Genomic DNA, 23,643 nt, shown 5'->3' with positions numbered 1-23,643 from the left:
GTTCTGTGGAAAAAAATACACATCGACACCAGTTGACATACCCATTAAAACTTGATATATGGCAAAGTATTCAAAGGGAGCGCAAAAGACAGTCGAAAGTGCTATGCGCCGGATGAAGAAGGGTACACTTGAAAGTGGCAGAAGCGGTCGCAAAGTTACCAATCCCAAACAGGCAGTAGCAATAGGATTATCGGAAGCCCGGGAAAAAGGGGCAAAAGTACCTGCTCCAAAGAAAAGTGCGAAAAAAACAGCCAAGAAAACTGCAAGAAAAACCAGTCGAAAAACGACAGCAAAAAAGCCAGCTCCCCGTATAACCACAAAAAAGTCAACGTCGCAGAAAAGAAGCAAGTCTTCGAGCCGCTGATAAGGGCACAGTTATTTAAATCGTTCCGTTATGAACGACTTCAATAACCGCCTTAAACAGGTTGTGCTGCTGCTTATCATAACCCTGCTGCTTGTTACTACCGTTATTGCACTCCGGGTGTTGATACCCGGAATGCTTGGGGCAATAACGCTTTATGTCATCAGCCGTTCAAAATACTTTCAGTTGGTGTATAGTCGAAAATGGCGAAAAGGCTGGACGGCTGCTTTATACATTTTGTTTTACCTGGTAGTATTAGGAATTCCGATTTACCTGGGGATAGTACTTTTGCGGCCTAAACTTAATGATTTTCTTGCCGACCCTGAAAGGTATGTCAGGATGGTTGAAACAACTCTTGCCAACCTGCAGCAGAAGGTAGGACGTAACCTGTTTTCACCTGCGACTGTAAACAATTTGCTGGAAAAATTGTCCGCACTTATACCTGAACTCGTAAATAGTACTACGAGCCTGCTGATTAACCTTGTCGTCATGCTGTTCCTTTTATACCACCTTCTGGTTAATGGAAGTGAAATCGAAAAATACATGGTGCGTCTTACCCCTTTAAAAGACTGCAACATCCAGCTCCTGACGTCGGAAACAAAAAAGAGTATCAAAGCTAATGCGATGGGCATTCCAATCATTTCCCTGATCCAGGGACTGGTGGCTGCTGTTGGCTATTACATCTTTAAAGTGCCGGAGCCTTTTGTCTGGGGAGTTCTTACCGGGATATGTGCGTTTTTCCCCTTAGTGGGAACAATGATTGTGTGGGTGCCGATCGTCATTTACCTGTATACTACAGGAGAATCGTGGGATGCAACAGCCCTGATGCTTTATAGTTTTATCATAACTGGGAATGTAGATTACCTGGCAAGGATGACGTTATTGAAGAAGTTCGGGGATGTGCACCCTGTCGTGACGGTTTTAGGGGTCATTTCCGGGTTAACCCTATTCGGCTTTATCGGCCTCATATTTGGACCGTTGCTGATCAGTTATATAGGTATCCTGGTGAATATTTACCTGAATGAATTTTCGCACCAGCCTGACGAGGGAACCGAGTTAAAACCAGATTCTCAAAAGACATGACTATCCAAATGTTTCAGAGTAGCCACCTGGATGCCAGAATGTCCCTTCAGCGAACTGCATTTGGTCTGTTATAATCTTGAATCTACGGTTCGAAGTTGTTTTCGTTTTCATCTGAATCAGTATGTTAAAGTGACGTAAGTTTTTGGCCCGCAGGGACTGGGCTGTCAAATGGATAGTAAATTCCGTTCTGGTGCCTTACAGTGTCAAGGATATCCATTACGCAAAGACTGGTAGAATGCGTCAAAGCCGGAGACTCCAGCTGATTCTTTTCGATACATCTGAATACTTCATCTACTTCATATTGAAAGCCATGCCCATCCCATCCGGATGGTATGCGGGTAATATTCCCATCCGTATCTGATAGTTCAATACATTCTGGCATTTCATTCCACGGTTTACAGATCCTGATTGATCCCTCGGTTCCGTATATGCCAGCCGTATTTCCAGTGTTTGTGATCAACGAAGATTCACAAACTGCAAAGGTCTTTTTTAGAAATTCCAGGTTAATGAGACAATGCTCATCAATCTGGTCTGCATTAACCCTTGCGCGGGATGAAATGGAAATCGGCCTTCCCATCAACAGCACTGCAAGGTAAACGGGATAGACACCGAGATCAAGTAATGATCCGCCACCGAGCGCTGGGTTAAAATACCGGTTACCTGATTCCTTAGGCGCCACGTAACTTAGGTTTGCGTGAATGCTTACAATTTCGCCAATCAATCCCTGTTCGCATATTTCCTTCACCTGCCTGATGCTTGGAAGAAATCGGATCCACATACCTTCCATTAGGAAAGTTTTAGTCCGTTCTGACGCAGCAATCATTTCCTCTAACTGCATTTTGTTGATCGCAATCGGCTTTTCACAGAGCACAGGAATGCCCTGTTCAAGGCAGATCAGCGTTTCTTTATGGTGGAAGGGATGGGGCGTGGCAATATATACAGCGTTCATATGGCACTCCTTTGCCATTTCATGAATACTGTCATAGAAAAACGGTATCTTCCATTTCTCCGCAAATACGGCTGCTTTCTCTTTTTCCTTGTGAAATACAGCAGTAACGATGTGATTAGCGGATGTAGCTCGTTTAAGGTCTTGCAGAAAAGTTTCCGCAATATTTCCGGGCCCTATTATACCCCATTTGAACGTAACCATATTTAGCCATGTAATTTCCTTGAATTAAGGAAAATTCGGTGCCATTGAAACTGAGTAATCCACTCTACAGGCATTCCGCTTGCAAAAAATGTTTGAACCAATAAAAACACTTAGATAAGAAGAAGTATTTTGATCCGGGTCCGGGTAACGGGAATGGCAAAAATAATATCGTCAATAAGGATAACGATATAACGAACACCGAGGAGCAACTGGAGATTGATTACGGACTTAGAGAGGAAGTGACGCAGAAAAGAGAAGACAACAAGCCAGAGGTCGAGCAACCGCTCAACAAACCAGCTGAGACCGGTCGAAGAATGCCGGATCTGAATACTGGCGCTAAGGAAGAAGAAAAATAAAATGCTCACCGGCAAGCGGTGAGCATTTTACTATCAGGTTCGTCTCACCATTCCCATAATCAGGGATATCACAAACAGAATGATGAAAATGTAAAACAGAACTTTCGCAATTGAGGCCGCACCTGCTGCAATACCTCCGAATCCCAGAATGGCTGCAATGATCGCAATGATCAGGAAAATAATAGTCCAGCGTAACATAATTTTTGGGTTTTGGTGAATGTTTCAGGTTAACTAACCGGCAAATGAAATTTCCATACCCGGGTGCCGGCACAAATAACTTGAGCCAGCTGAGGAATTAGATGCAGCTTCAGACGTAAATGTGTAGAGTGGATTCAACATAAATTCCCAATTATTGCGTATTCCCGCACATATTAGTTTGGTTCGGTACTTGTTTCCCCTACTTAAACACCTGCCATGATCTCTCAGCAAATTACCCGGTCCCAGCGCATCAAGATCCTGCCGCAGCAGATTCACCTCTTAAACCTGTTTCACCTTACCACATTGGAACTTGAACAAAGAATTTCCCTCGAACTTGAAGAAAACCCATTGTTGGAAGAGATCGAGTCATCCGTTGATTCCGAAAGCCAGGACGAAGTTGTTGCTGACTATGCAGACTATGAAGAATTCGCATATGACGATGTTCCGGATTGCAGAAAGGAGCATCAGAATTTCTTTACGGAAGGAAATATGCCGGACCGGCAAATCTCAGAAGAGCCGAGCTTCCGCGATCGGCTTAAGGAACAGATGGGCTTTCAATGTGGTACTGAAAAAGAGTTGAGAATTGCATGTTTTATAATCGACAGTCTCAATGACTATGGAATGCTGGAAGAGGATACATCAAAACTAGCTGAAGAATATTCGTTTCGGTCAAGTGGCTGGACTGACCCTGGTGAAATTGATCTGGTGCTTCAACAACTGCAGGAACTCGATCCACCGGGCGTTGGCGCAAGGAGTTTCCAGGAATGCCTCTTGCTGCAACTAAAAAAAGAAAAAAAAGCCGACGAGATCACAGTTGAAGCAGGGAATGCCATTAGCAATCATTTTACTGACCTACTTCATCGGGAATACGGAAGAATTTGTAAAGCGATGAATGTTACCATCAACCGGCTGAAAGAGATAGTCAAATACATCTCAACATTGAGTTTCAGGCCAGTGCTGGAAACTCCGCCTCTACAAACAGAAAATCGGGTTATTATCCCGGATTTTAGTGTTGCTGTTAAAGATGATAAGATCAATGTTTCTCTCACAAGGCAGCGATCCGATACCCTTCAGATCAATCATGACTGGATGAACAACATAATGACTCAATGTTCGGAAAGGGATAAAGGGACACACCAGTATCTGAAAGGCAAAATGCAGGCGGCGGAATGGTTCATTTCAGCCATACGCCAACGCGAGCAAACCATGACGCGAACAATGCTGGCAATCGTAAACTGGCAAAAAGCATTTTTTCAGTCTGGTGATGAGCTCGATCTCAAACCGATGATCCTGAGGAACATTGCTGAAATAGTGCAGGTTGACATCTCAACAATAAGTCGCATTACCAGTAATAAGTATGCAGAAACGCACTTCGGAACCATCCTCCTGAAAAACCTGTTTTCAGAGGGGCTCCGCGATAATAACGGCATGGCAGTTACCTCGAAAGTTATACAGGCTGAGCTAAGGGAACTGGTTGAAGCAGAAGATAAGCACAATCCGTTTAGTGATAACGACCTGTCGCATTTATTGTCGCAAAAAGGATTCAGGGTTGCAAGGAGAACGGTGGCAAAATACCGTGAATCACTGGGGATTGTAGCAGCAAATTTCCGTGCTGCAACTTAATTATAGCATCATCTCTAAATACCTCTCCATGAAAAGAATACTAGTTGTCGACGACGATCCGGATATCTGCTTTTTGTTGTCAAAGTTCCTGACGAAATATGAATATAATGTGGACGATACTCCTTCTGCCCATAAGGCGCTGGAAATGATAGAAAAGAATGTTTATGACCTAGCTATCTGTGACTACAGGATGGAGGAAATGGATGGCAAGACGCTTATGTTGCGCATAAAGGAAAAGCAGCAGATTCCTGTAATCATCATTACCGCGCACAATGACCTGAAGACTGCGGTATTAACAATAAAATCCGGTGCGTTCGACTATATCCTCAAGCCATTGTTTCCGGAGGAAATCCTGAATACCGTTCAGAATGCACTCAAGTCAGGAACACGCTCTGCCGAGGTTTCTGAATCCGGCAAAGCTCCGGCGCCCGTAGCAAAAACACCAGTAGCAGAGTTTTCTGAAAACGATTCATACATTTTCGGAAACAGTTACGTATTCAGGCAGATCATGCACCAGATTTCGCTGGTTGCCCCAACCGATTATAGTGTGATCCTGTATGGAGAAAGCGGTAGCGGCAAGGAAGCGATAGCGCAGGAGATTCATAAGAAAAGTCACCGCAAGCAATATCCGTTTGTCGCCATCGACTGTGGAGCTCTTTCACGGGATATTGCAGGAAGTGAATTATTTGGCCATGAAAAGGGATCCTTTACAGGCGCGATCCAACAGAAACAGGGTAGTTTCGAAGTGGCCAATAAGGGAACAATTTTTCTGGATGAAGTTGCCAACCTTTCGTACGACACACAAGTGTCCTTATTGAGGGTGATACAGGAACGAAAAATGAGAAGAGTAGGGGGGACGCGTGACATTGACCTGGACATCCGCATTATAATTGCCAGCAATGAAAATCTTCAGGAAGCAGCCCGTAAGGGCGCATTTCGGGAGGATCTGTACCATCGTTTCAATGAGTTTACAATTGAGGTTCCTCCGTTGAGGGACCGCAAGGATGATATTATGTTGTTCGCAAATCATTTTTTGAAACTGGCCAACCAGAACCTGGGCAAAAATATTAAAGGGTTTGCCGGTGAAATTGAGTCCATATTCCGGGAATACCATTGGCCTGGTAATCTCCGTGAACTTAAAAATGTTGTTAAACGGGCTGCCCTGCTATCGGACGGTGATTATATTGAAGCCAGGTCGCTTCCTTTTGAAATAAACAATTTCCAACGGTTACTAAAAAATGATTCAGATATTGCCTTTCCCGAAATTCCACAACACATCGAAAGCAAAATTCCCGCAATTCCTTCCCAACCGGAACGAGCGACAGAAATACACTCTCTGAAAATGGCGTCAATCGACCACGAATATGAACTAATTGTCAAGACGTTAAGAGAAAACAATTTCAATAAAAGCCGTGCAGCAAGGGTTCTGAACATTGACCGGAAAACGCTGTACAACAAAATTGCTTTATACCAGGAAATTATTCTCGGCAAAAAAACTAATAATGAAATCTGAATACCCTTTCGCACCATACCTGATGTATGCGCAGGAGTGCCTGAGGTTTGGCTTTTTGCGATGGGAGGTCGGAAAAAATGTAGAATGCTGGAGTGAAGGAATTTACCGCCTCCTTGAAACTGAAACCAATTCTATCTCAACTTATCCTATTGGCGCTTTTTTTAAAAGTACTACAGCTACGCAAAAGCCTGATATCAGTGAAACGCTGCTTCCCCAGCTGCGAACCGGCACATGCTACCAGGGACAGTTTAATCTCGTTACGTCAACCGGCCGACAGATCGTCGTTTCCTGTGATGCCAGGCCATGCAATGAGGAGAGATCCGACTGGATTGTCCTGGTAAGCGACATTACTTTTCGGCAGGATCTTGAGAACTACCGGGAAATGATGATTGAACGGGAGGAACAATTACAGCAGGGCTATTGGGAATATGATATCGGGAATAGCCAGCTGAGTCTTTCCAAAGGGATCTACTCTCTATTTGGTATACAACAGGTCGAAGCTCCAAACTTCAACCGGCAATTCAGTATATCAAACGGTTTTGACGAACTCGAACACCCTGTTACAAGGGAGGTAACTGCTAATGAAGAAAAGGACAGCTATGTAAGGGAGATTGAAGTTACAAAAGCTGATGGTTCACAGCGAAAGCTTGAAACAAGTGGCCGGATATTCCGAAGTCCTGACGGTAAACCTGTGAAAGTAGTGGGCACAACGCGCGACATTACCAGGATAAAGACTTACGAAAACGAAATGAACCAGATTATCCAGGACCTTAACCGTTCAAACCAGCAACTGGAAGACTTTGCATATGTCGCCTCTCACGACCTGCAGGAACCACTTCGTAAACTTATTATCTATAGTAACCGGCTGTTTGAAAACCTGGGCGGAAAGTTGGATGATGAGAATATGGCCGTTTTGAACAGGATGCAGAAATCAGCCAAAAACATGCAGCAGCTTATAGAAAATCTGTTGAAATATGCACGAATTTCGACGGAGGCTTCGAGGTTCGACACTACTGATCTGAATGATGTGCTGAACCAGGTTCTATCGGAATATGAACTAAAAATAAAAGAAGGCGGAGCAGACATTGACCTTGAAACACTGCCCGTCATTGAAGCATATGCACCACAGATGTACCAGTTGTTCAGTAACCTGGTAAACAATGCATTGAAGTTTACCAATAAAACTGCACATCCGAAAATTCGTGTAACTTCAAGCCCATTGAGCAATCAGGAGAAATTTCAACTTAATATCTATGGTGATGAAGTATATGTCAGGATCAGTTGTATTGACAATGGAATTGGATTCGATAACCAGTATGCAGAAAAGATCTTCCAACTCTTCCAACGTCTGAACGGAAAGTGGGAATACCCTGGAACCGGCTTAGGATTGGCTATCTGTAAAAAAATAGTTGACACGCACAGAGGATTATTGTATGCTGAAAGCAAACCCAATGAAGCGACTACATTCTATGTAATCCTGCCTGTTCATCAACATGCCTGAGCAATATGATTTACACCAGCTATTCCCGGTTGAACATATTAATTATAGAGGACGACTGGGATGACTATTCTTTAACGGAGGAGATGATCCGGGCCATTCCGGAATCAAAAGAATGGACGGTTGAATGGTGCTATAACTATAACGAGGCTATTGAAGAAATACGCAGTAAAAAATACCACCTGTACTTTGTTGATTATTTTCTTGGCGCAAAAACGGGGCTTGACCTGCTGAGGGAATCGATAGAACTTGGTTGCAACGATCCGATTATCCTATTCACCAGTAAGGGAAGCCGTGATATAGACATGGAAGCAATGAAAACCGGTGCAATGGATTACCTGGAAAAAGGGGAGCTGACTACGGAAAAGTTGGAAAGGTCTATCCGTTATGCCCTCGGCAAGTCGGAAACCATGAAGGCGCTAAGGGTAAACGAAAGGAAATACAGGAACATCTTCGAACAATCCAAAGATGCCCTTTTTCTGACTACTCAGTCTTTTTCTTTTGTTACAGTAAATCATGCAACCTCGCTAATGCTTGGCTATACGTTGGAAGAATTTGCAGACATGTCCTTCCTGGATTTGGTGGCAGATGATAAAAATGCCGAGTTGATCGATGAAGTATTCGCTACTAAGGGAGAGGTAAATGATGTTGAAGTTGAGTTAGTATGTAAATCAGGAGATGAAATAATTTGCCTGTTCTCAGCAATAATTCTAAGTGATGATGAGCCTGAAAAGCTTGTCCAATGCATACTTCATGACATCACTCTGTTGAAGAGGGCAGAAAAAGCAGCGCTATTTTATGAGAAGCAGGCTGCAACCGGTAGGCTGGCGCAGGTACTTGCCCACGAGATCCGCAATCCGCTAACCAACATTAACCTGTCTGTGGAAAAACTTAAATATCCTGATATTGCAGACCGGGAAAAATATTTTGAGATAATTTTCAGGAATAGTCAACGGATAAACCAGATCATCAGCCAGTTGCTTTTTTTCTCCGGTGGTACAGAGGTTCTCCAAAGGCCGCTTATTGTGCAGGAGTTAATTAACGGTGTAATTACAAATGCTACCGACCGACTGACATTAAAAACGATACGATTACAAACCAATTTGCCACACACACCGATCCGTATTATGGCAGACAGGTCAAAGTTGACCATGGCATTGCTTAATATCATCAATAACGCGATTGAAGCGATGGATAAGGAAACAAAGATCTTAGTCATCAGCGTGAAAAAGGACCGGGATGGTTGTGAAATCCGGATCACGGATAATGGGCACGGTATGACAGAAGAACAACAGAGAAGATTATTTGAACCCTATTTTACGACCAAGAAGGAGGGGATAGGCCTCGGACTTCCAACCGCACTTAGCATACTAAACAGTCACCAGGCCAAAGTGGATGTGATATCTCTAAAAGATACAGGCACTACTTTCAGCATTTTTTTCAAGACATTAGACGCTGTTCCAGCATAAAAAAAGGCCGGATAAAAATCCAGCCTTTTTCTACCTTCCAATCTGTGTGCTATAAAAAAAACTATTTTAGTTTGCTGTGACAAGCCATGAGTTTATCATGGTGACTACGAATAACTGGTAAAGTTTCAGTAATCCAGGCTTTCAAATCTGCATCATCAGCATCATTCTGTTCCTTTTCAAGCTTTTTGATAGAGGCATCATGCTTATCCATCATTTCCTTGCACCAATCCTTGTCAAATTTATCCGCTTTCTTTTCAGCAAATCTTTCGGCCTGGTTCCGTGCTTTATCACTTTCTGCACCAGGAACGGTCAGCGATTTGCTTTCTGCTATTTGCTTAAGTTTTGTCAGTGCTGCGCTATGATCAGATTCAAGCTGCTTGGCTACCTGTTTAACTTCACTGTTGGTTGATTTTTCCTGTGCAAGTGTCGCCAGCTTTATTTCCGCATAATTGGATTCGACCATGTCTTCAACAAATTTCCGGTCATCATCTGAAAATGCGGCTCTGTTTGTCGTATCCTTGTCCTTGTTCACATCCTGTGCCGCAGGATTGGGATCATCATAGCCTGGTGTTACTACATTAGTTGTGTCATTACCATCACTACCGGTTCTGGTACCGTCGCCACATGCGGTTAATGAGACAATTCCAACAGACATTGCAAGAAAAAACAACAACTTAATTGTTTTCATATTATGGTGTTTTGAGTTCTAATGTGCTTTTTGTCGTTGATCAGCATCCCGCATCGCTTTAATTCTGTCGTGCGAAATTTTTAGCATATCCTTTTGTGTTCTTACCAGGGTTCTTACATCTGCGTCCATGGTAGCGTCTGATTCCAACGCTTCTTCATATGCCCTTTGAGCAGCGTCTTCCCCAAATTCGCATAACTCAAGAGCGGATTTGCCTGAATGTCCACTGAATACAGACTTGATATCCATCCACATCCGGTAGACTTTTCCTTTTACTGTTGTGTCATCAGTTTCCACTTCTCCTCCGTATTTTCCAACCATTTGCTGCAACGATGACTTAAATCCCCTGCTCTCTTCAATCATTCTATTGAATACCTGCAGCAGATCACTTCTTTCCGTTTCTGTATCTTTTATTGCACGTTCATAACCTTCAATGCGGTCATTGTTGATCTGGATGAGATCATTCAGTACCTCGTTTAATTCTTCATTTCGTTGCATAATTTTCAGTTTTAAGTGAAATAATATAACAAGTCAAAAAAAACATACCAGCGAATCTCCGCTGTAACGTGCCTCTGCCATGTAGAAAAAGCTACGCATTTGTGACATTAAATAATTGATGCGGGAATCGTGACTTTCCGGCATTATTTTTTTATAGGCTGTTCAGACTGGGAACCGTAGACTAAACAGAATGGTCATGAAAGAAAAAATTCAAATCCAGGTAGAAGGAAACAATGTAGAAGGTGATGTAAGATATATTTATCATCCTCTTCATAAAATGTTTCAGGTCACTTTTGAAGACGGATACTCAAATATCTTTTTCACAGATGTGGAATCAGGACAATGGGTTGAGCAGGACCTGGGGTTTACTGACCTGGCGTCTGAAGTTGGCGAAAAGTTGGGCGAAGGTGATACCTTGGAAATTGAACGAAGGGAATTACAGTGGTACAAAGGTGAAAACGGAGAACAACCGGATGCGCTTTTTTTCGGTTATTACCGTTATATGATTTTAAATTATACTGCATTCGAGATATATGCTCCGAACCGCAGATACCTTTATACAATTGTTCAGTTGAATCCTGAATTGTGGCAGATCTTTAAGATTTATGGACCTGCAGAATGGGACGGTGGACAGGATCTAATTGATAAATTGCCGACTATCCTGGAAAACGACGTGTACTGATCGCCGTACCTGTCTTTACAACAGTTCCCTTTGGCCTTTATGTTTCATCAACCGATATTTTTCCTGGTTAATTTCCGTCCAGTATTTCTTCGAATTGTTGCAGCACATAGTTTGTGTAGAACAACCTGTTCTGCACAGGATCTTTATGAACACCTTTTACCGTGTTGCTGTACAATCGCTCGTTGCGGTAACAAAACGCAAAACAGGCGAATAGGTTTGTGATTCCTTTTTCTGGTACCGGTGAAGCATAACCTGTTATTGCTATTCCCCAGTCGGACGTAAAATGGACCCTGATTTGCCTGGCCATTTGTATCGCAACAAGTTCACTTACACAATTACATTGTTCTGCATGAATGGGATCAACCAATAGTAGTCTTGATTTCTGTCCAAGGTTATAAGCAGTAAGTCCGCCCTGGAAATAATTCATGGCGCCATCTGGCAGTGAGAAAGCCAGTTGCAAGAGGCCGGATGTTACACTTTCTGCCAATGCCACGGTTTCTTTCTTCTTCTGTAGTTTTTCTGCAACTGTATTTAGAATGCCCCGGTCAAATGAATTCCAGCCAATTGTATTTGTAGTCATTGTTGTCAGCTTTAAATTCTTATGCCATTGTCTGGCATATGAATTTTAACAGTTTGCTGTCAAATGCACTAAAATTAATTGAGATGATACCCAGGCAGGTAAAGGGAAGCCAATCTACAACTTGTTATAAGGTCAGTTCGGGGAGGTCCCTAGAAGCATCAATAATATATAACAGGGCAAGAGAATCTCTGCTAAACGTAAATGATTGGCACAGGATCGCAGGGGGCGGAGCAAGATTTCAGCTGGTAAACGAAATGGGAGAGCAACTACATGCAATGGCTAAGCAGGATGACTTTATCCGGATTTCAATTCCTAATGTACCGGGCCCTTCAGATGGAGACGGCTTTGAATGGGTAAGGGTCGAGAATATCGAAGAAAAATGGACGAGTGACATGTCCAGCATCGCTATGAGTGTACGTCCGGCTGTGCCGCCGATTCCACAAAAGAAACATATTGCCCATTTCTTTACCGATGAAGCTACCAGTACATTTTATTTGGAAAGGTCAGGTAAAAGTGTGAAGGCTGCTGTTTTCGGCAGGAACGAGAAACCGAATATTGGGCATGCCGGCTGGCTGGATGCGATACGGAATTTAATTATTAGCGTAGCAGCCATGCTGGGATTCAATAAGCCGCAATGGAAGAAATTTGTGACGGGGCTACTGAAAAAAAGTGTCTTTTAACGTGTCATTTTCAGGAACCTGGTAATGAGGAAAAACGAGGCAAAACTTAATCCGGCAATAAGTCCTATCCACATGCCCTGGGCTCCCAGGTCGAAAGAAAACGCGAGCAGGTAACCTAGCGGAAGACCAATTACCCAATATGCGACGGCTACAAGTATTGTAGGCCGGCGAACATCTTTTATACCCCTTAATAATCCTGCCCCGATTGCCTGTGTACTATCGGAAACCTGGAAAACAGCGGCAAACAATAGTAGGGTAGATGCCAACAGTATTACATTATTGTCTTTGTTGAACAACAGGGGCAACTGGTCCCTGAAAATGGTGAAGCCGGCTGCACAGATTGCGCCATAAATCAACGCAGTAATTAGGGTGCTTTTGCCTATTTCTCCAATTTTTGGCCAGTCGCCGCGGCCAAAAGCATTGCTTACGCGTATTGAACCCGCCTGTGCCAACCCCATTGACACCATAAAAGTAAAGGATGCGCAACTCAGGGCAATCTGGTGGGAAGCCTGAGCAACGGCGCCAATTGTACCGATGATGATTCCAGAGACGGCAAATGCACCTGCCTCCATACCGATTTGCAGACTGCTGGGGATCCCGATGTGTAACAGGTCCCGTATCGTTTTCCGCCTGAGTACCCATTGACTTTTCCTTACGGCTACGTAGCGTCGAAAAGTTGGATGCCAGAGTATCACCGTTGCCAGGACGATAAAAATTATTGTTCGGGAAATGAGTGTTGCCCAACCAGCCCCCAATAGTTCAAGGCGCGGAAAGCCCCAGTTGCCATAAATGAGCAGCCAGTTGAGAAATGTATTCAAAGGCAGGGCACATAGGGAAAGCACCATCGCAGTCTTTGTAAATTCGAGACCGTCGGTAAATTGCTTCAGTGTCATAAATAGCAGCATAGGTACAATCGACATCCCCATCAGTTTCATAAAGGGAACCGCCAGTTCCACGACTTCCGGATCCTGCTTAAGATGATAGAGAACCGAACGTCCGGAAACCAACAACGCCGAAATAAGGATTGCAGTGATGGTGCAGAGGATAAAACCATTGAAGAAGTAGTGCGAGACGAGCTGCGAATCGCGACGGCCATGTGCCATTGAAACCATTTGTGACACAGAGATGGTCATTCCTATGCCGATCACAAATGGAATATTGAGTGAATTGATTACCAGTGAAGCGGCGGCAAGCTGTTTGTAACTGATTGCACCGACCATTGCAGTATCAATGATATGCAATGCCATCTGGGCAAGTTCACCAATGATGATGGGAAATGCCAGTCTGAGCGTATTTGAAGCTTCCTTTCTCAACATAAACAGGTATAAAGGATTGCAAATCTAGGAAAGATCAGAAAACAATACCTTTGGCAACCGCCGGGAACCGGCGATGAATTTTACATGAAATTTGAGCAATACAATATTTCAGCTGACATTAAGGAGAGTTTAGCCGAACTGGGCTTTAAACGACCTACTGACATTCAGTTTAAGGCTATTCCGTCTATCCTGAAAGGAGAGGATGTACTCGCGATCGCCCAGACCGGCACGGGGAAGACCGCCGCATTTGCCATTCCCATATTACATGAGCTGTGGCGACAGGATAGTCGTTTTCGTAAACGACGACAAAGTAAACTACGTTGCCTGGTTATGGTACCTACCCGGGAGCTAGCCGTACAAATCGCCACGGTATTTGAACAGATTGGTCAATATACAGACCTGGAAATTCTTGCAATCTTTGGTGGTATAGAACAGGATGATCAGATCAGGAAACTCAAACAGGGTGTGGACGTACTGATCGCAACTCCGGGAAGGATGTTCGACCTTATTCACCAGAAAGCGCTGAACCTGGCGACTGTCCAGGTGCTTGTTCTCGATGAAGCAGACCATATGCTTGATCTTGGATTTATTAAAGATATCAGGGATGTGATCCGGCTTTTGCCTCCCAACCACCAGACTTTATTTTTCTCCGCAACAATCAATAGCGAAATCAAGGACCTTGCATATTCCATCGTAAGGAACCCCATCCGTATCCAGGTGTCTCCGGAAGATCCGGTGTCGAAGAATGTTGATCATTCTGTCGCTTATGTTGAAATGGATGACAAGCGTTTTTTCCTGGAACGCCTGGCAAAAGAACTTCCAGATAAAAAGATCCTCGTATTTGTACGGACGAAGGTAAGAGCTGAAAGGGTTTACAGTGCGATGCACCGGGTAGGCCTGAACGCAGTAGTTATGCACGGCGGTAAAGAGCAGGAAAATCGCCTTGAAGCTATGTCGGAATTCACAAGCGGACAGGTTAAAATGCTCATTACCACGGATGTAAATGCCAGGGGTATAGACATTCCCGGAGTGGACTACGTGGTTAACTATGATTTACCCGATTTACCTGAAAATTATGTTCACCGTGTTGGTCGCACGGGCAGGGGGGTGAAAAAAGGTTTGGCCGTTTCTTTCTGCAGCTCTGAGGAGAAGAAATCTTTGGGCGCCATCCAGGAATATATCGGCAAAGAGATCAAAGAAATGATAATCGATAAAAGCTCATACCGCGAAACCATAGCATTTTCTGAAGAAATTCCACATGATAACTGGCGCCACTTGCTGGAGGAACAGGCAAATCTGAATGACAGCAGGCGTAAGAAAAAGAAGAAATAATTCAACATCAATAATAAATACAGGAATATTTGAATATGAAATACTTATTTGCGCTATCCCTTTGCATTGTTGGTAGTTCCATTTTTGCCCAGTCCGTATCTCCGGCTGAAGACCCTGTTGAATGGGTGAATCCGCTTATGGGAACTGATTCAAAGCCAAGTTTGTCTAACGGTAACACCTATCCAGCCATCGCTGTGCCATGGGGAATGAATTTCTGGACACCTCAAACCAATAAAATGGGGAATGGCTGGACTTACCAATACAGCGCTGATAAAATACGTGGATTCAAACAGACCCACCAGCCTTCACCATGGATGAACGATTATGGCCAGTTTTCTATTATGCCGGTAGTCAATAAAATGGTCTTCAATGAGGAAGAAAGAGCAAGCTGGTTTTCACATAAGACAGAGATCAGCAAGCCTTATTACTATAATGTATACCTCGCAGATGCAGATGTAACTACGGAACTTACTCCAACTGAGAGGGCAGCTCAATTCAGGTTCACTTTTCCTCAGTCCGACAGTTCGTTTATCGTTGTTGATGCATTTGACAAAGGCTCATATATCAAAATTATTCCTGCCGAGAGAAAAATCATTGGCTACACAACCCGCAACAGTGGTGGGGTGTCAAAGGAGTTCAGGAACTATTTCGTACTGTTCTTCGATCGACCCTTTGAAGTTGCCCATGCGTGGCATGACAACATGCTGGCAAAAGATACACTGGAATATACATCGAATCACACCGGTGCAATTGTTGGTTTTAAAACAACAAAAGGAGAACAACTGCATGTTCGCACCGCATCGTCATTTATAAGTTTTGAGCAGGCAGAGATCAGCCTCAATCGTGAACTGGCCCGGGACAATTTTGATGAAACGATGAAGAAAGCAAAAAGTGCCTGGAATACACAGTTGAAAAAAATCGTGGCTGAGGGTGGATCGGTAGATCAGCTTCGTACTTTTTATTCCTGTCTTTACAGGACGATCCAGTTTCCGCAAAAACATTATGAGATAGACGCATCAGGTAAAATTGTTCACTACAGTCCATATAACGGTAAGGTGCTTCCCGGTTATTTATTTGCGGGTACCGGATTCTGGGATACATTCCGTGCATTATATCCGCTGCTAAACCTCGTATATCCTGGGATCAACAAAGAAATGCAGGAAGGACTGATCAATGCCTACAAAGAAGGTGGTTTCCTACCTGAATGGTCGAGTCCGGGATTTCGTGATGTAATGGTGGGAAATAACTCTGCAGCTGTCGTTTCGGATGCTTATATGAAAGGGTTGCGTGGTTATGATATCAATATCCTCTACGAGGCATTGTTACATGGAGCTAATAATGAGGGCCCGCTGACAGCAGTTGGCCGCAAAGGGGTCTCATATTACAATGAACTCGGGTATGTTCCATATGACGTTAAGATCAATGAAAATGCGGCCAGGACACTGGAGTATGCATATGACGACTTTACCATCTATCAACTGGCAAAAGCATTGAAAAGACCGAAGGCTGAGATCGAATTGTATGCAAAAAGAAGCCAGAATTACAGGAACCTGTTTGATCCATCGACAAAGCTTATGCTCGGAAAAAACAAAGATGGAAAATTCATGACGCCTTTTAACCCTTTCAAATGGGGAGATGCATTTACGGAAGGGAATAGCTGGCATTACACCTGGAGTGTATTTCATGATATTGCAGGACTTGTGAATCTTATGGGCGGCGAAAGAGACTTTGTTAAGATGCTTGATTCAGTATTTGTTATGCCACCTGTTTTCGATCAAAGTTATTACGGTTCAGTGATACACGAGATACGTGAAATGCAGATCATGAACATGGGGCAGTATGCACACGGCAACCAGCCCATTCAACACATGATTTACCTATATAATTATGCCGGAGAGCCCTGGAAAAGCCAGTATTGGAGTCGAACAGCAATGAATAAACTTTACAAGGCTACACCCGACGGCTATTGTGGTGACGAAGATAACGGGCAAACATCTGCGTGGTACGTATTCAGCGCCCTCGGATTTTACCCTGTTTGCCCTGCTACTGATCAATACGTATTGGGAAGTCCCTTGTTCAGGAAAATTACAGTGCAGCTCGAAAATGGAAAAGTGCTGCAGGTTCAGGCACCCGGCAACAACGATAACATGCCATACGTGGAAGAACTTCGGATAAACAATGTTGTTAGTGATAAGAACTGGCTTTCCCATACTGCAATAATGAAAGGAGGCACGCTTCAATTTAAAATGGCTTCAACACCAAATAAAAAAAGAGGGACAGGTGCTGACAGCCGGCCTTATTCATTTTCAACCGAAGCAGGAAACAAGGGATTTTAAACCATGAAATTTATCTGGCTCGGAATAGTCTTTGCTTTTCTCTGGGCGTCAGCTGCAGCAGCCACAAAAATCGGTCTGCAATCCGCCCAGCCATTTGTACTGGCAGTTACACGTTTTGCAATTGCCGGGATATTGATGACGGCGATTTCCCATGTGTTCATGGGAAATCGTCTTCCCCGTGCGGGGGAATGGCGACAGATCATGATTTATGGCTTGCTGAACATCACTATTTACCTGGGTTTATATGTATTGGCGATGCAGACAACATCGGCCGGACTGGCAAGTCTCGCTATCGCAATAAACCCTGTCCTTATCAGTTTTATGGCTTCGCTACTCTTCGGCCATAGAATTACGGGGATAAATGTGATAAGCCTGATTCTGTGCAGCGGTGGAGTATTGCTGGCGGCTTACCCATTACTAGAGAATAGTTACTCAACGCCTGAGGGACTTGGGATACTATTGATAAGTATGGTAGCTTATTCCGGTGGCGCAATTTATTATTCCCGTTCGAAGTGGAATAACCTTGACATACTTACGATCAATGGTTGGCAAACCTTATTTGGGGGATTATTTCTGCTTCCGTTTGCTGCTTTGAGTTATAAGGGAGAGGTGAATAAGTTTGACTTCCGTTTTTTTGGCAGTGTGCTCTGGCTTGCCATACCTGTTTCAATCGCCGCTGTACAGGCATGGATGGTTTTACTAAAACGATCACCTGTTTCAGCTTCGTATTGGTTATACCTTTGCCCGGTATTCGGTTTCCTGATTGCAGCTATAACCCTTCATGAGCCATTAAGCATTTTTACGGCCGTTGGGGTGGCTATGGTGATTTTCGGATTATGGCTCGTCCAAAGATATAAGGCTCAATCGTGACCCTCCGCTTTCCTGATAAAGCTGATGATTCCTTTCATATAGGTTTCCTGGTCATCGTACATGCTCATGTGGCTACCTTCAGGGCAATAGAGAAAGCTGCCTTTTTTTACCTGTTGTGACATCCACTTCATGTGTTCAGGATCCATCGTATCGTATTTACCACCGATGGTGAGTGTGGGCACGGCAATTTTAGGCAAGTCAGCTTTCCTATCCCAATTAACCAATTTACCTGAAATGCCAAACTCACTTGGTCCCTGCATAGTAACATAAAGCGACTGGTTCATTTTGCTGAATGATCTTGTCATAGGTTCCGGCCACTTATCAAGCGGTATCCGACAAATATGTTTTACATAAAAATTAGGCATCAACAAGTCCATATACCTGGGATTGCTAAAATCCTTCCTGGCTTCCAATTGCCGGATCGTATCGAGCACAACGGGGTCCATTTGTGGGGCGAGGGTATTTTCGGCATATTTCCCGTAATCCGGGCAACTTGACATCATATTTGAAATGATCAGCCCCTTCAGGTTCTGCTGGTACTTAAGGGCATACTCCATAGCCAGGATCCCTCCCCATGAATGTCCAAGAAGATAAAAATTGTTTTTGTCAAGGTTTAAAGCCTTTCTTACCTGTTCTACTTCTTCCACATAACGGGCAAGATCCCACAGTGCAGTATCATTTGGATTGTCTGAATTTCCGCAACCCAGCTGGTCATAATAAATAAACGATATCTCTTCTGCGGGTAAAAAGCTTTCCATGCATTCGAAATACTCATGCGTTGCGCCTGGTCCACCGTTTAGAAGTAATATCCTGGTTTTAGGATTGTTGCCAATACTTTTTGTCCAGACCTTAAAGTTCCCCTTTGGTGTATTGACAGAAATCACTTTAACCCCACCTGTCCTGATTCCTGTATCAGTTGAAGTCAGGTAAAGACTATTTGCTTCATGGTTATGCTGCGACTGATCGCTACATCCGGAAACTGCCGTAATAAACAGCAATGCTGAACAAAGCAGGATCAACAACCCTGATCTCATAAAAGTAGTTTTAGGAAGTTAAATAAATGAATGCTTTGGCTATATGATCGGAAATATCACCAGCTAGAACTGATTCCATACCCAGGTCAGCACTTGCAAATTCCCCCGCGAGCCCGTGCAAATGCACTCCCAGCAATGCCGCCTGTTCTGGTGTATAACCGCGGCAAAGTAATCCCGTTAGCATCCCTGTCAGCACATCACCACTTCCTCCTTTGGCCATGGAAGCATTTCCACTCATATTAAAATAGGCACTGCCGCCTGGCATGGCAATTAAACTATGATGTCCTTTAAGAACAAAGATAAGTTGATGCTTTTTTGCAAGTTCCCGCGCCTTATTGATCCTTTCTGTTTCATTTGCTGATTTTCCAGCAAGTCTTTCAAACTCTTTGGGATGAGGGGTAAGAATTGAAAAGGGGGGGAGTGACGGGAATAAATCCTGATTTTGTGATAAGATATTTAGCGCGTCAGCATCCAGGACCATTGGTTTCCGGAAATTGGCAATAAGTTCCTTAAAAAGTTGCACTGTTGCAGGGTTGGTGCCAATGCCTGGACCACATCCGATCGTCTGGTATTGATGTAAAGGAGGTAAATCACCACCAAGATGCTCGTCATTCGCGTTAGTTTTTTCATGATCGGAATTGGTCGATCTGACAACCATCGCTTCCGGTACGGCCATTTGCATGATACTTATCCCCTTTTCGGGAACAAAACAGGAGAGGAGACCGGGTCCACATCTGAGGCATGCCCTTGCAGCAAGTACAGCAGCTCCCATTTTGCCAAAGGAGCCTGCTAACAGGAGTGCATGACCGAATTCACCCTTATGGGAGAAATTATTCCTTGGTCGGATGATACTTTGTGACAATGTTTTGCCGGTAAGTTCGTATTCAGGTTGTACCTGGTTCAGGTATCGGGGCAAGAGACCAATATCCATTACTTGCAGGTCACCAATTGCTGCAGCATTTTCAGCCAGGAGTTGCGCTGGTTTAAGACATTGGAATGTAAGGGTAAATGCTGCCCTGACACTTGAAAATGGAATAGTACTTTGGTCGGCAAACAGTCCAGAAGGCATATCTATACTAATGGTGGGATTGGGGCTGGCATTGATTAATTCAATAAGCGCCCTCATTTCACCTTCGACAGGCCGGGTAGTTCCGGTGCCTAATAAAGCATCTATAATAATGACGCCCGGGGGCACGATAGGAAATCCTGATCCGGTCTGGATATAGTGGATGCCGACTGGTAGCGGATGCAGACGTTGAAGATTCTGTTGAAATTCAGCAGTCCCGGAACTACCAAATTCGAGGATAAATACGTCAACCTGCCTGTCAACTTCATACAGCATTCGTGCAATGGCGAGACCATCAGCACCGTTGTTTCCTTTACCGCAGAAAATATAATAGGATGACTGGCTTGAAGGGAGGTTTGTGCAAAGCCATTCAGTGCAGCATTTTGCTGCCCGTTCCATCAGGTTAATCGAAGAAATGGGTTCATGTTGAATAGTGAACCTGTCCCATGCCCTGACCTGGTCAGCTGTAAGTACAACCATATTGGAATGTACACAAAAAAGGGCGGTTACTGTGAACCACCTGCAGCAATAGTAACCGGATCGCCATCAGTTTCCTGGAAAAGGTTGTTGCTTTGTTTGTAATCTCCGAACAGGTCGCATAGTTGTTTGGCGCGGTAAATGTTCCGGTTATACTTGTTTCCCAGGAGAATGATTGTTGCCTTTTCTTCCGGCAGCCGGATGAAAACGGTGTTATTACCATGCCACCAGCCATTATGATAAACGATTTTCTTACCGTTCTCAATCTCAGACAAACGCCAGCCTAAACCATAATTGCGTTTACCTGCTTTTTCATAACTATATCCAGTGAACGCTGCGGCAAGTGTGGAATCTTTGAATAGTTGTCCATTGTAAAGAGCCTGGTCCCATTTCAACATATCCCTGACTGTGCTGTAGATGTTTTTATCGCCATAAACCAGGTCCATAAATTCCAGGCCATATTTGCGATTATTCCACTCATATGAAGGCAGTGACCTGTCAAGGTCCTCCTGTTGAAAAACATATGTGTCATTCATCTGCAATGGAGTGAAGAAAGTCTGCTGCATGTAATCGTGGTAACTGATGCCGGAAACTTTTTCAACTATAAGGGCCAGAAGAGCATAATTAGTATTGCAATAACTGAATCGCTTGCCGGTAGGAAACTGCAGCGACGGTCGCATTTTATAAAGGGAGGCCAGAACATCCAGGTTTGTTACAAATTTCTTTCTATCCCATTTATAAACATCCAGGTAATTGGTGTAATTCGGTAATCCGCTGCGATGATTCAACAGCATTTTTATGGTAGTTCCAGGGTAAGGAAACTTATCAAAGTATAATGAAAGGTCGTCATCGAGTCCTAATTTTCCGTCTTCCCAGAGCTTCAGAATGGCCATTCCAGTAAACGTTTTTGAAACGGAAGCAAGGTGAAAAGCGTCATGCTCGCCTAAAACACTGTTTTTTTGAACCGGATCCCTGAACCCCCTGTAACCTTCAGCAAGGATCTCACCGTCTTTCGCGACCAGGAAAGAGCCATTGAAGCCGCGGCTGCCGAAATTCCGGTCAAAAAAAGAATTAATGGCCGATTCATACCTGGTGACAGTCTCTTTATCAGCAAAATTAAGGGAGGCAGTGATTACCGGTGGGTGGGCTGGCACGATATTCCCGGTTAAAGTGGCCGGATTCTGACCGCAGCCGTACAGGACTGCAGAAACGATGAGCAATTGTACGAATCTGTTTTTCAAGAGGTTCTATTTTGCAGGTATGGATCTCGTTTTACGCGAATATAACGGAAAAGCCAGCTCAAATCTTATGCCGCAGGCAATTTCTTGGCTTTTTTTATGACAGAAATCAGGCATATTTGCAAATCGCAAGCAAAAGTTATGGAACCTACTACGAGTTACCCCAAGGACAAGATTAACATTTTATTCCTCGAAAACATCAGTGACAAGGCAGTAAAACACTTTCAGCAAATGGGATATGCCTCGGTAAAAAAATTTACAGGGGCACTTTCTGAAGCGGATCTGATAAAAGAAATCAAGGACGTGCACCTGCTGGGAATCAGGTCGAAGACCCAGGTTACAGAAAAAGTACTTGCAGCCGCTACAAAATTGCAGGCAATTGGCTGTTTCTGCATCGGTGTGAACCAGGTTGATCTGAAAGCTGCTACAAGAAATGGAGTTGCAGTCTTCAACGCACCATATTCCAATACCCGTTCAGTCGCGGAACTGGTGATTGGGCTGTCGATTATGCTGATCCGCCGGATTCCCGACAAGAATAAAGCGGCACATAACGGAGTTTGGATGAAAGATGCCAAAGGCAGTTTTGAACTACGCGGTAAAACTTTAGGGATCATCGGTTATGGGAATATTGGAACGCAGGTAAGTATTCTTGCTGAAGCATTCGGAATGAAAGTTCTTTACTATGATATCCTTACAAAGCTTCCATTGGGAAATGCCGTGAACGGAAAAACATTAAAAGAAGTGGTATCCCAGGCGGACATCGTGACTTTGCATGTACCAGAAACTGCACAGACCAAGAACATGATCAACAAAACCACCCTTAAGCAATTCAAAAAGGGCTGTATTCTTCTCAATTATGCCCGGGGTGAAGTAGTTGACCTCGACGCATTGAGGAAAGCATTGATTGACGGGCAATTATCAGGCGCTGCAATAGATGTTTTTCCCTGGGAACCGGAGAAAAACGGTGATAGCTTCGAATCACCGGTCCAGGATCTTCCAAATGTAATCCTGACGCCGCATATAGGAGGGTCAACTGAAGAAGCCCAGCAGAATATCGGTGAGGACGTGAGCATGAAACTGTACCAGTATCTGGAAATGGGTAATACATTTGGATCACATACCGTTCCGCCGCTCAGCTTGCCACCACAGGAAGGAACGCATAGAATTCTACATATTCACCGGAACGTACCCGGTGTACTTTCAGCAATCAACACTGAGCTATCCAACAATAAAATAAACATCCTTGCACAGTATCTCAAGACCAACGAGGACATCGGCTATGTAGTGCTTGACGTTGACAAGAAACTATCAAGCCAGGCCCAGAAATTACTCCGGGAGGTTAAAGAAACTATCAAAGTCCGTCTTTTATACTAATCCATGGGACGCTATTCACGGTAATTCCAGTTGAAACAAGGAGGCCGGGGCAGCGTCCTTTTTCCCCAATAAGGTATTTAACATAATATAAATTATGGACAAATAGTACTGCCTGAAATGAACGCAAATGAGCAATTTCAACGGGCGGGCGAAATCTGCCCATTGTTAATGAAGCTATTGCCCCAGCAGCATAGTTTCTTGTCCAATTAAGCGGTTGGTAAATC

General features: G+C 43.9%; 22 protein-coding genes. 12 read left to right on the top strand and 10 right to left on the bottom strand.

Annotated features, from left to right (window positions below):
* Positions 1-58: 58 nt before the first annotated feature.
* Both OI18_RS15655 and OI18_RS15650 read left to right on the top strand, forming a co-directional pair.
* Entirely contained in the window at positions 59-364 is a 306-nt protein-coding gene (locus OI18_RS15655) for a DUF6496 domain-containing protein (RefSeq protein ID WP_039141456.1), read from the top strand.
* A gap of 30 nt (positions 365-394) precedes the next feature.
* Complete coding sequence (locus OI18_RS15650; protein ID WP_039141453.1) at positions 395-1,444, top strand: AI-2E family transporter; 1,050 nt, start codon at positions 395-397, stop codon at positions 1,442-1,444.
* A 124-nt stretch (positions 1,445-1,568) separates the two neighbouring features.
* On the opposite strand, the gene OI18_RS15645 is transcribed toward OI18_RS15650, so the two are convergent.
* From OI18_RS15645 to OI18_RS24270, 3 genes are all read right to left on the bottom strand, one after another.
* The gene (locus OI18_RS15645; protein WP_039141451.1) at positions 1,569-2,594 is read right to left on the bottom strand and encodes a Gfo/Idh/MocA family protein; all 1,026 of its coding nucleotides are present in this window, start codon (positions 2,592-2,594) and stop codon (positions 1,569-1,571) included.
* Between the two features lie 110 nt (positions 2,595-2,704).
* Positions 2,705-2,959, bottom strand: coding sequence for a hypothetical protein (locus OI18_RS24555; RefSeq protein ID WP_152616850.1), 255 nt, complete (start codon positions 2,957-2,959; stop codon positions 2,705-2,707).
* A gap of 24 nt (positions 2,960-2,983) precedes the next feature.
* A complete protein-coding gene (locus OI18_RS24270) occupies positions 2,984-3,148 on the bottom strand; it encodes a DUF1328 family protein (protein ID WP_039141448.1) in 165 nt (54 codons plus the stop codon).
* 216 nt (positions 3,149-3,364) lie between these two features.
* Here OI18_RS24270 and rpoN point away from each other — a divergent pair, with 216 nt between their 5' ends.
* From rpoN to OI18_RS15620, 4 genes are read left to right on the top strand one after another with little or no spacing between them, the layout of a single operon-like run.
* On the top strand, positions 3,365-4,771 hold the full coding sequence (gene rpoN, locus OI18_RS15635) for an RNA polymerase factor sigma-54 (protein ID WP_039141446.1): 1,407 nt from the start codon (positions 3,365-3,367) through the stop codon (positions 4,769-4,771).
* A 28-nt stretch (positions 4,772-4,799) separates the two neighbouring features.
* The gene (locus OI18_RS15630; RefSeq protein WP_039141444.1) at positions 4,800-6,284 is read left to right on the top strand and encodes a sigma-54-dependent transcriptional regulator; all 1,485 of its coding nucleotides are present in this window, start codon (positions 4,800-4,802) and stop codon (positions 6,282-6,284) included.
* Entirely contained in the window at positions 6,274-7,785 is a 1,512-nt protein-coding gene (locus OI18_RS23885; protein ID WP_052273279.1) for a sensor histidine kinase, read from the top strand. The genes OI18_RS15630 and OI18_RS23885 overlap by 11 nt, the downstream gene beginning before the upstream one ends.
* Positions 7,786-7,790: 5 nt before the next feature.
* Positions 7,791-9,251 carry a hybrid sensor histidine kinase/response regulator gene (locus OI18_RS15620; protein WP_039141442.1) on the top strand — a complete coding sequence of 487 codons (1,461 nt, stop codon included), beginning with the start codon at positions 7,791-7,793 and terminating at the stop codon, positions 9,249-9,251.
* Positions 9,252-9,312: 61 nt separating this feature from the next.
* On the opposite strand, the gene OI18_RS15615 is transcribed toward OI18_RS15620, so the two are convergent.
* Complete coding sequence (locus OI18_RS15615) at positions 9,313-9,939, bottom strand: DUF4142 domain-containing protein (RefSeq protein WP_039141440.1); 627 nt, start codon at positions 9,937-9,939, stop codon at positions 9,313-9,315.
* Positions 9,940-9,957: 18 nt separating this feature from the next.
* Complete coding sequence (locus OI18_RS15610) at positions 9,958-10,434, bottom strand: ferritin-like domain-containing protein (RefSeq protein WP_039141438.1); 477 nt, start codon at positions 10,432-10,434, stop codon at positions 9,958-9,960.
* A gap of 196 nt (positions 10,435-10,630) precedes the next feature.
* On the opposite strand from OI18_RS15610, the gene OI18_RS15605 reads away from it, so the two are divergent.
* Positions 10,631-11,116, top strand: a complete 486-nt coding sequence (locus tag OI18_RS15605; protein WP_152616849.1) for a hypothetical protein — start codon at positions 10,631-10,633, stop codon at positions 11,114-11,116.
* Positions 11,117-11,183: 67 nt separating this feature from the next.
* Here the strand turns inward: OI18_RS15605 and OI18_RS15600 are convergent, their stop codons facing one another.
* On the bottom strand, positions 11,184-11,696 hold the full coding sequence (locus tag OI18_RS15600; protein ID WP_052273278.1) for a CinA family protein: 513 nt from the start codon (positions 11,694-11,696) through the stop codon (positions 11,184-11,186).
* Between the two features lie 83 nt (positions 11,697-11,779).
* Here OI18_RS15600 and OI18_RS15595 point away from each other — a divergent pair, with 83 nt between their 5' ends.
* Complete coding sequence (locus OI18_RS15595; protein ID WP_152616848.1) at positions 11,780-12,376, top strand: hypothetical protein; 597 nt, start codon at positions 11,780-11,782, stop codon at positions 12,374-12,376.
* On the opposite strand, the gene OI18_RS15590 is transcribed toward OI18_RS15595, so the two are convergent.
* Positions 12,373-13,692 (bottom strand): MATE family efflux transporter, encoded by a 1,320-nt coding sequence (locus OI18_RS15590; RefSeq protein WP_039141434.1) that lies wholly within the window; start codon positions 13,690-13,692, stop codon positions 12,373-12,375. The two genes, OI18_RS15595 and OI18_RS15590, sit on opposite strands and share 4 nt — an antisense overlap.
* A gap of 84 nt (positions 13,693-13,776) precedes the next feature.
* Here OI18_RS15590 and OI18_RS15585 point away from each other — a divergent pair, with 84 nt between their 5' ends.
* The 3 genes from OI18_RS15585 to OI18_RS15575 are packed head-to-tail and all read left to right on the top strand — an operon-like array spanning position 13,777 to position 18,230.
* On the top strand, positions 13,777-15,024 hold the full coding sequence (locus OI18_RS15585; protein ID WP_039141432.1) for a DEAD/DEAH box helicase: 1,248 nt from the start codon (positions 13,777-13,779) through the stop codon (positions 15,022-15,024).
* A 35-nt stretch (positions 15,025-15,059) separates the two neighbouring features.
* Complete coding sequence (locus OI18_RS15580) at positions 15,060-17,360, top strand: GH92 family glycosyl hydrolase (RefSeq protein WP_039141430.1); 2,301 nt, start codon at positions 15,060-15,062, stop codon at positions 17,358-17,360.
* Positions 17,361-17,363: 3 nt separating this feature from the next.
* On the top strand, positions 17,364-18,230 hold the full coding sequence (locus OI18_RS15575; RefSeq protein WP_039141428.1) for a DMT family transporter: 867 nt from the start codon (positions 17,364-17,366) through the stop codon (positions 18,228-18,230).
* Here the strand turns inward: OI18_RS15575 and OI18_RS15570 are convergent.
* Genes OI18_RS15570 through OI18_RS15560 form a run of 3 tightly spaced genes read right to left on the bottom strand, consistent with a single transcriptional unit; the run spans position 18,221 to position 22,048 of the window.
* Positions 18,221-19,264 (bottom strand): proline iminopeptidase-family hydrolase, encoded by a 1,044-nt coding sequence (locus OI18_RS15570; protein ID WP_039141426.1) that lies wholly within the window; start codon positions 19,262-19,264, stop codon positions 18,221-18,223. The two genes, OI18_RS15575 and OI18_RS15570, sit on opposite strands and share 10 nt — an antisense overlap.
* 10 nt (positions 19,265-19,274) lie before the next feature.
* Positions 19,275-20,810, bottom strand: coding sequence for a bifunctional ADP-dependent NAD(P)H-hydrate dehydratase/NAD(P)H-hydrate epimerase (locus OI18_RS15565; protein WP_039141425.1), 1,536 nt, complete (start codon positions 20,808-20,810; stop codon positions 19,275-19,277).
* Between the two features lie 26 nt (positions 20,811-20,836).
* Entirely contained in the window at positions 20,837-22,048 is a 1,212-nt protein-coding gene (locus OI18_RS15560; protein ID WP_082037999.1) for a serine hydrolase domain-containing protein, read from the bottom strand.
* A 138-nt stretch (positions 22,049-22,186) separates the two neighbouring features.
* Between OI18_RS15560 and serA the strand changes: the two genes are divergently transcribed.
* Complete coding sequence (gene serA / locus OI18_RS15555) at positions 22,187-23,419, top strand: phosphoglycerate dehydrogenase (RefSeq protein WP_039141475.1); 1,233 nt, start codon at positions 22,187-22,189, stop codon at positions 23,417-23,419.
* Positions 23,420-23,643: the final 224 nt, after the last annotated feature.

Source organism: Flavihumibacter solisilvae (genome assembly GCF_000814475.1).
Classification (GTDB): domain Bacteria; phylum Bacteroidota; class Bacteroidia; order Chitinophagales; family Chitinophagaceae; genus Flavihumibacter; species Flavihumibacter solisilvae.
Note: the sequence above shows the minus strand (reverse complement) of the source record. Positions and strands in the feature narration are given on the sequence as shown.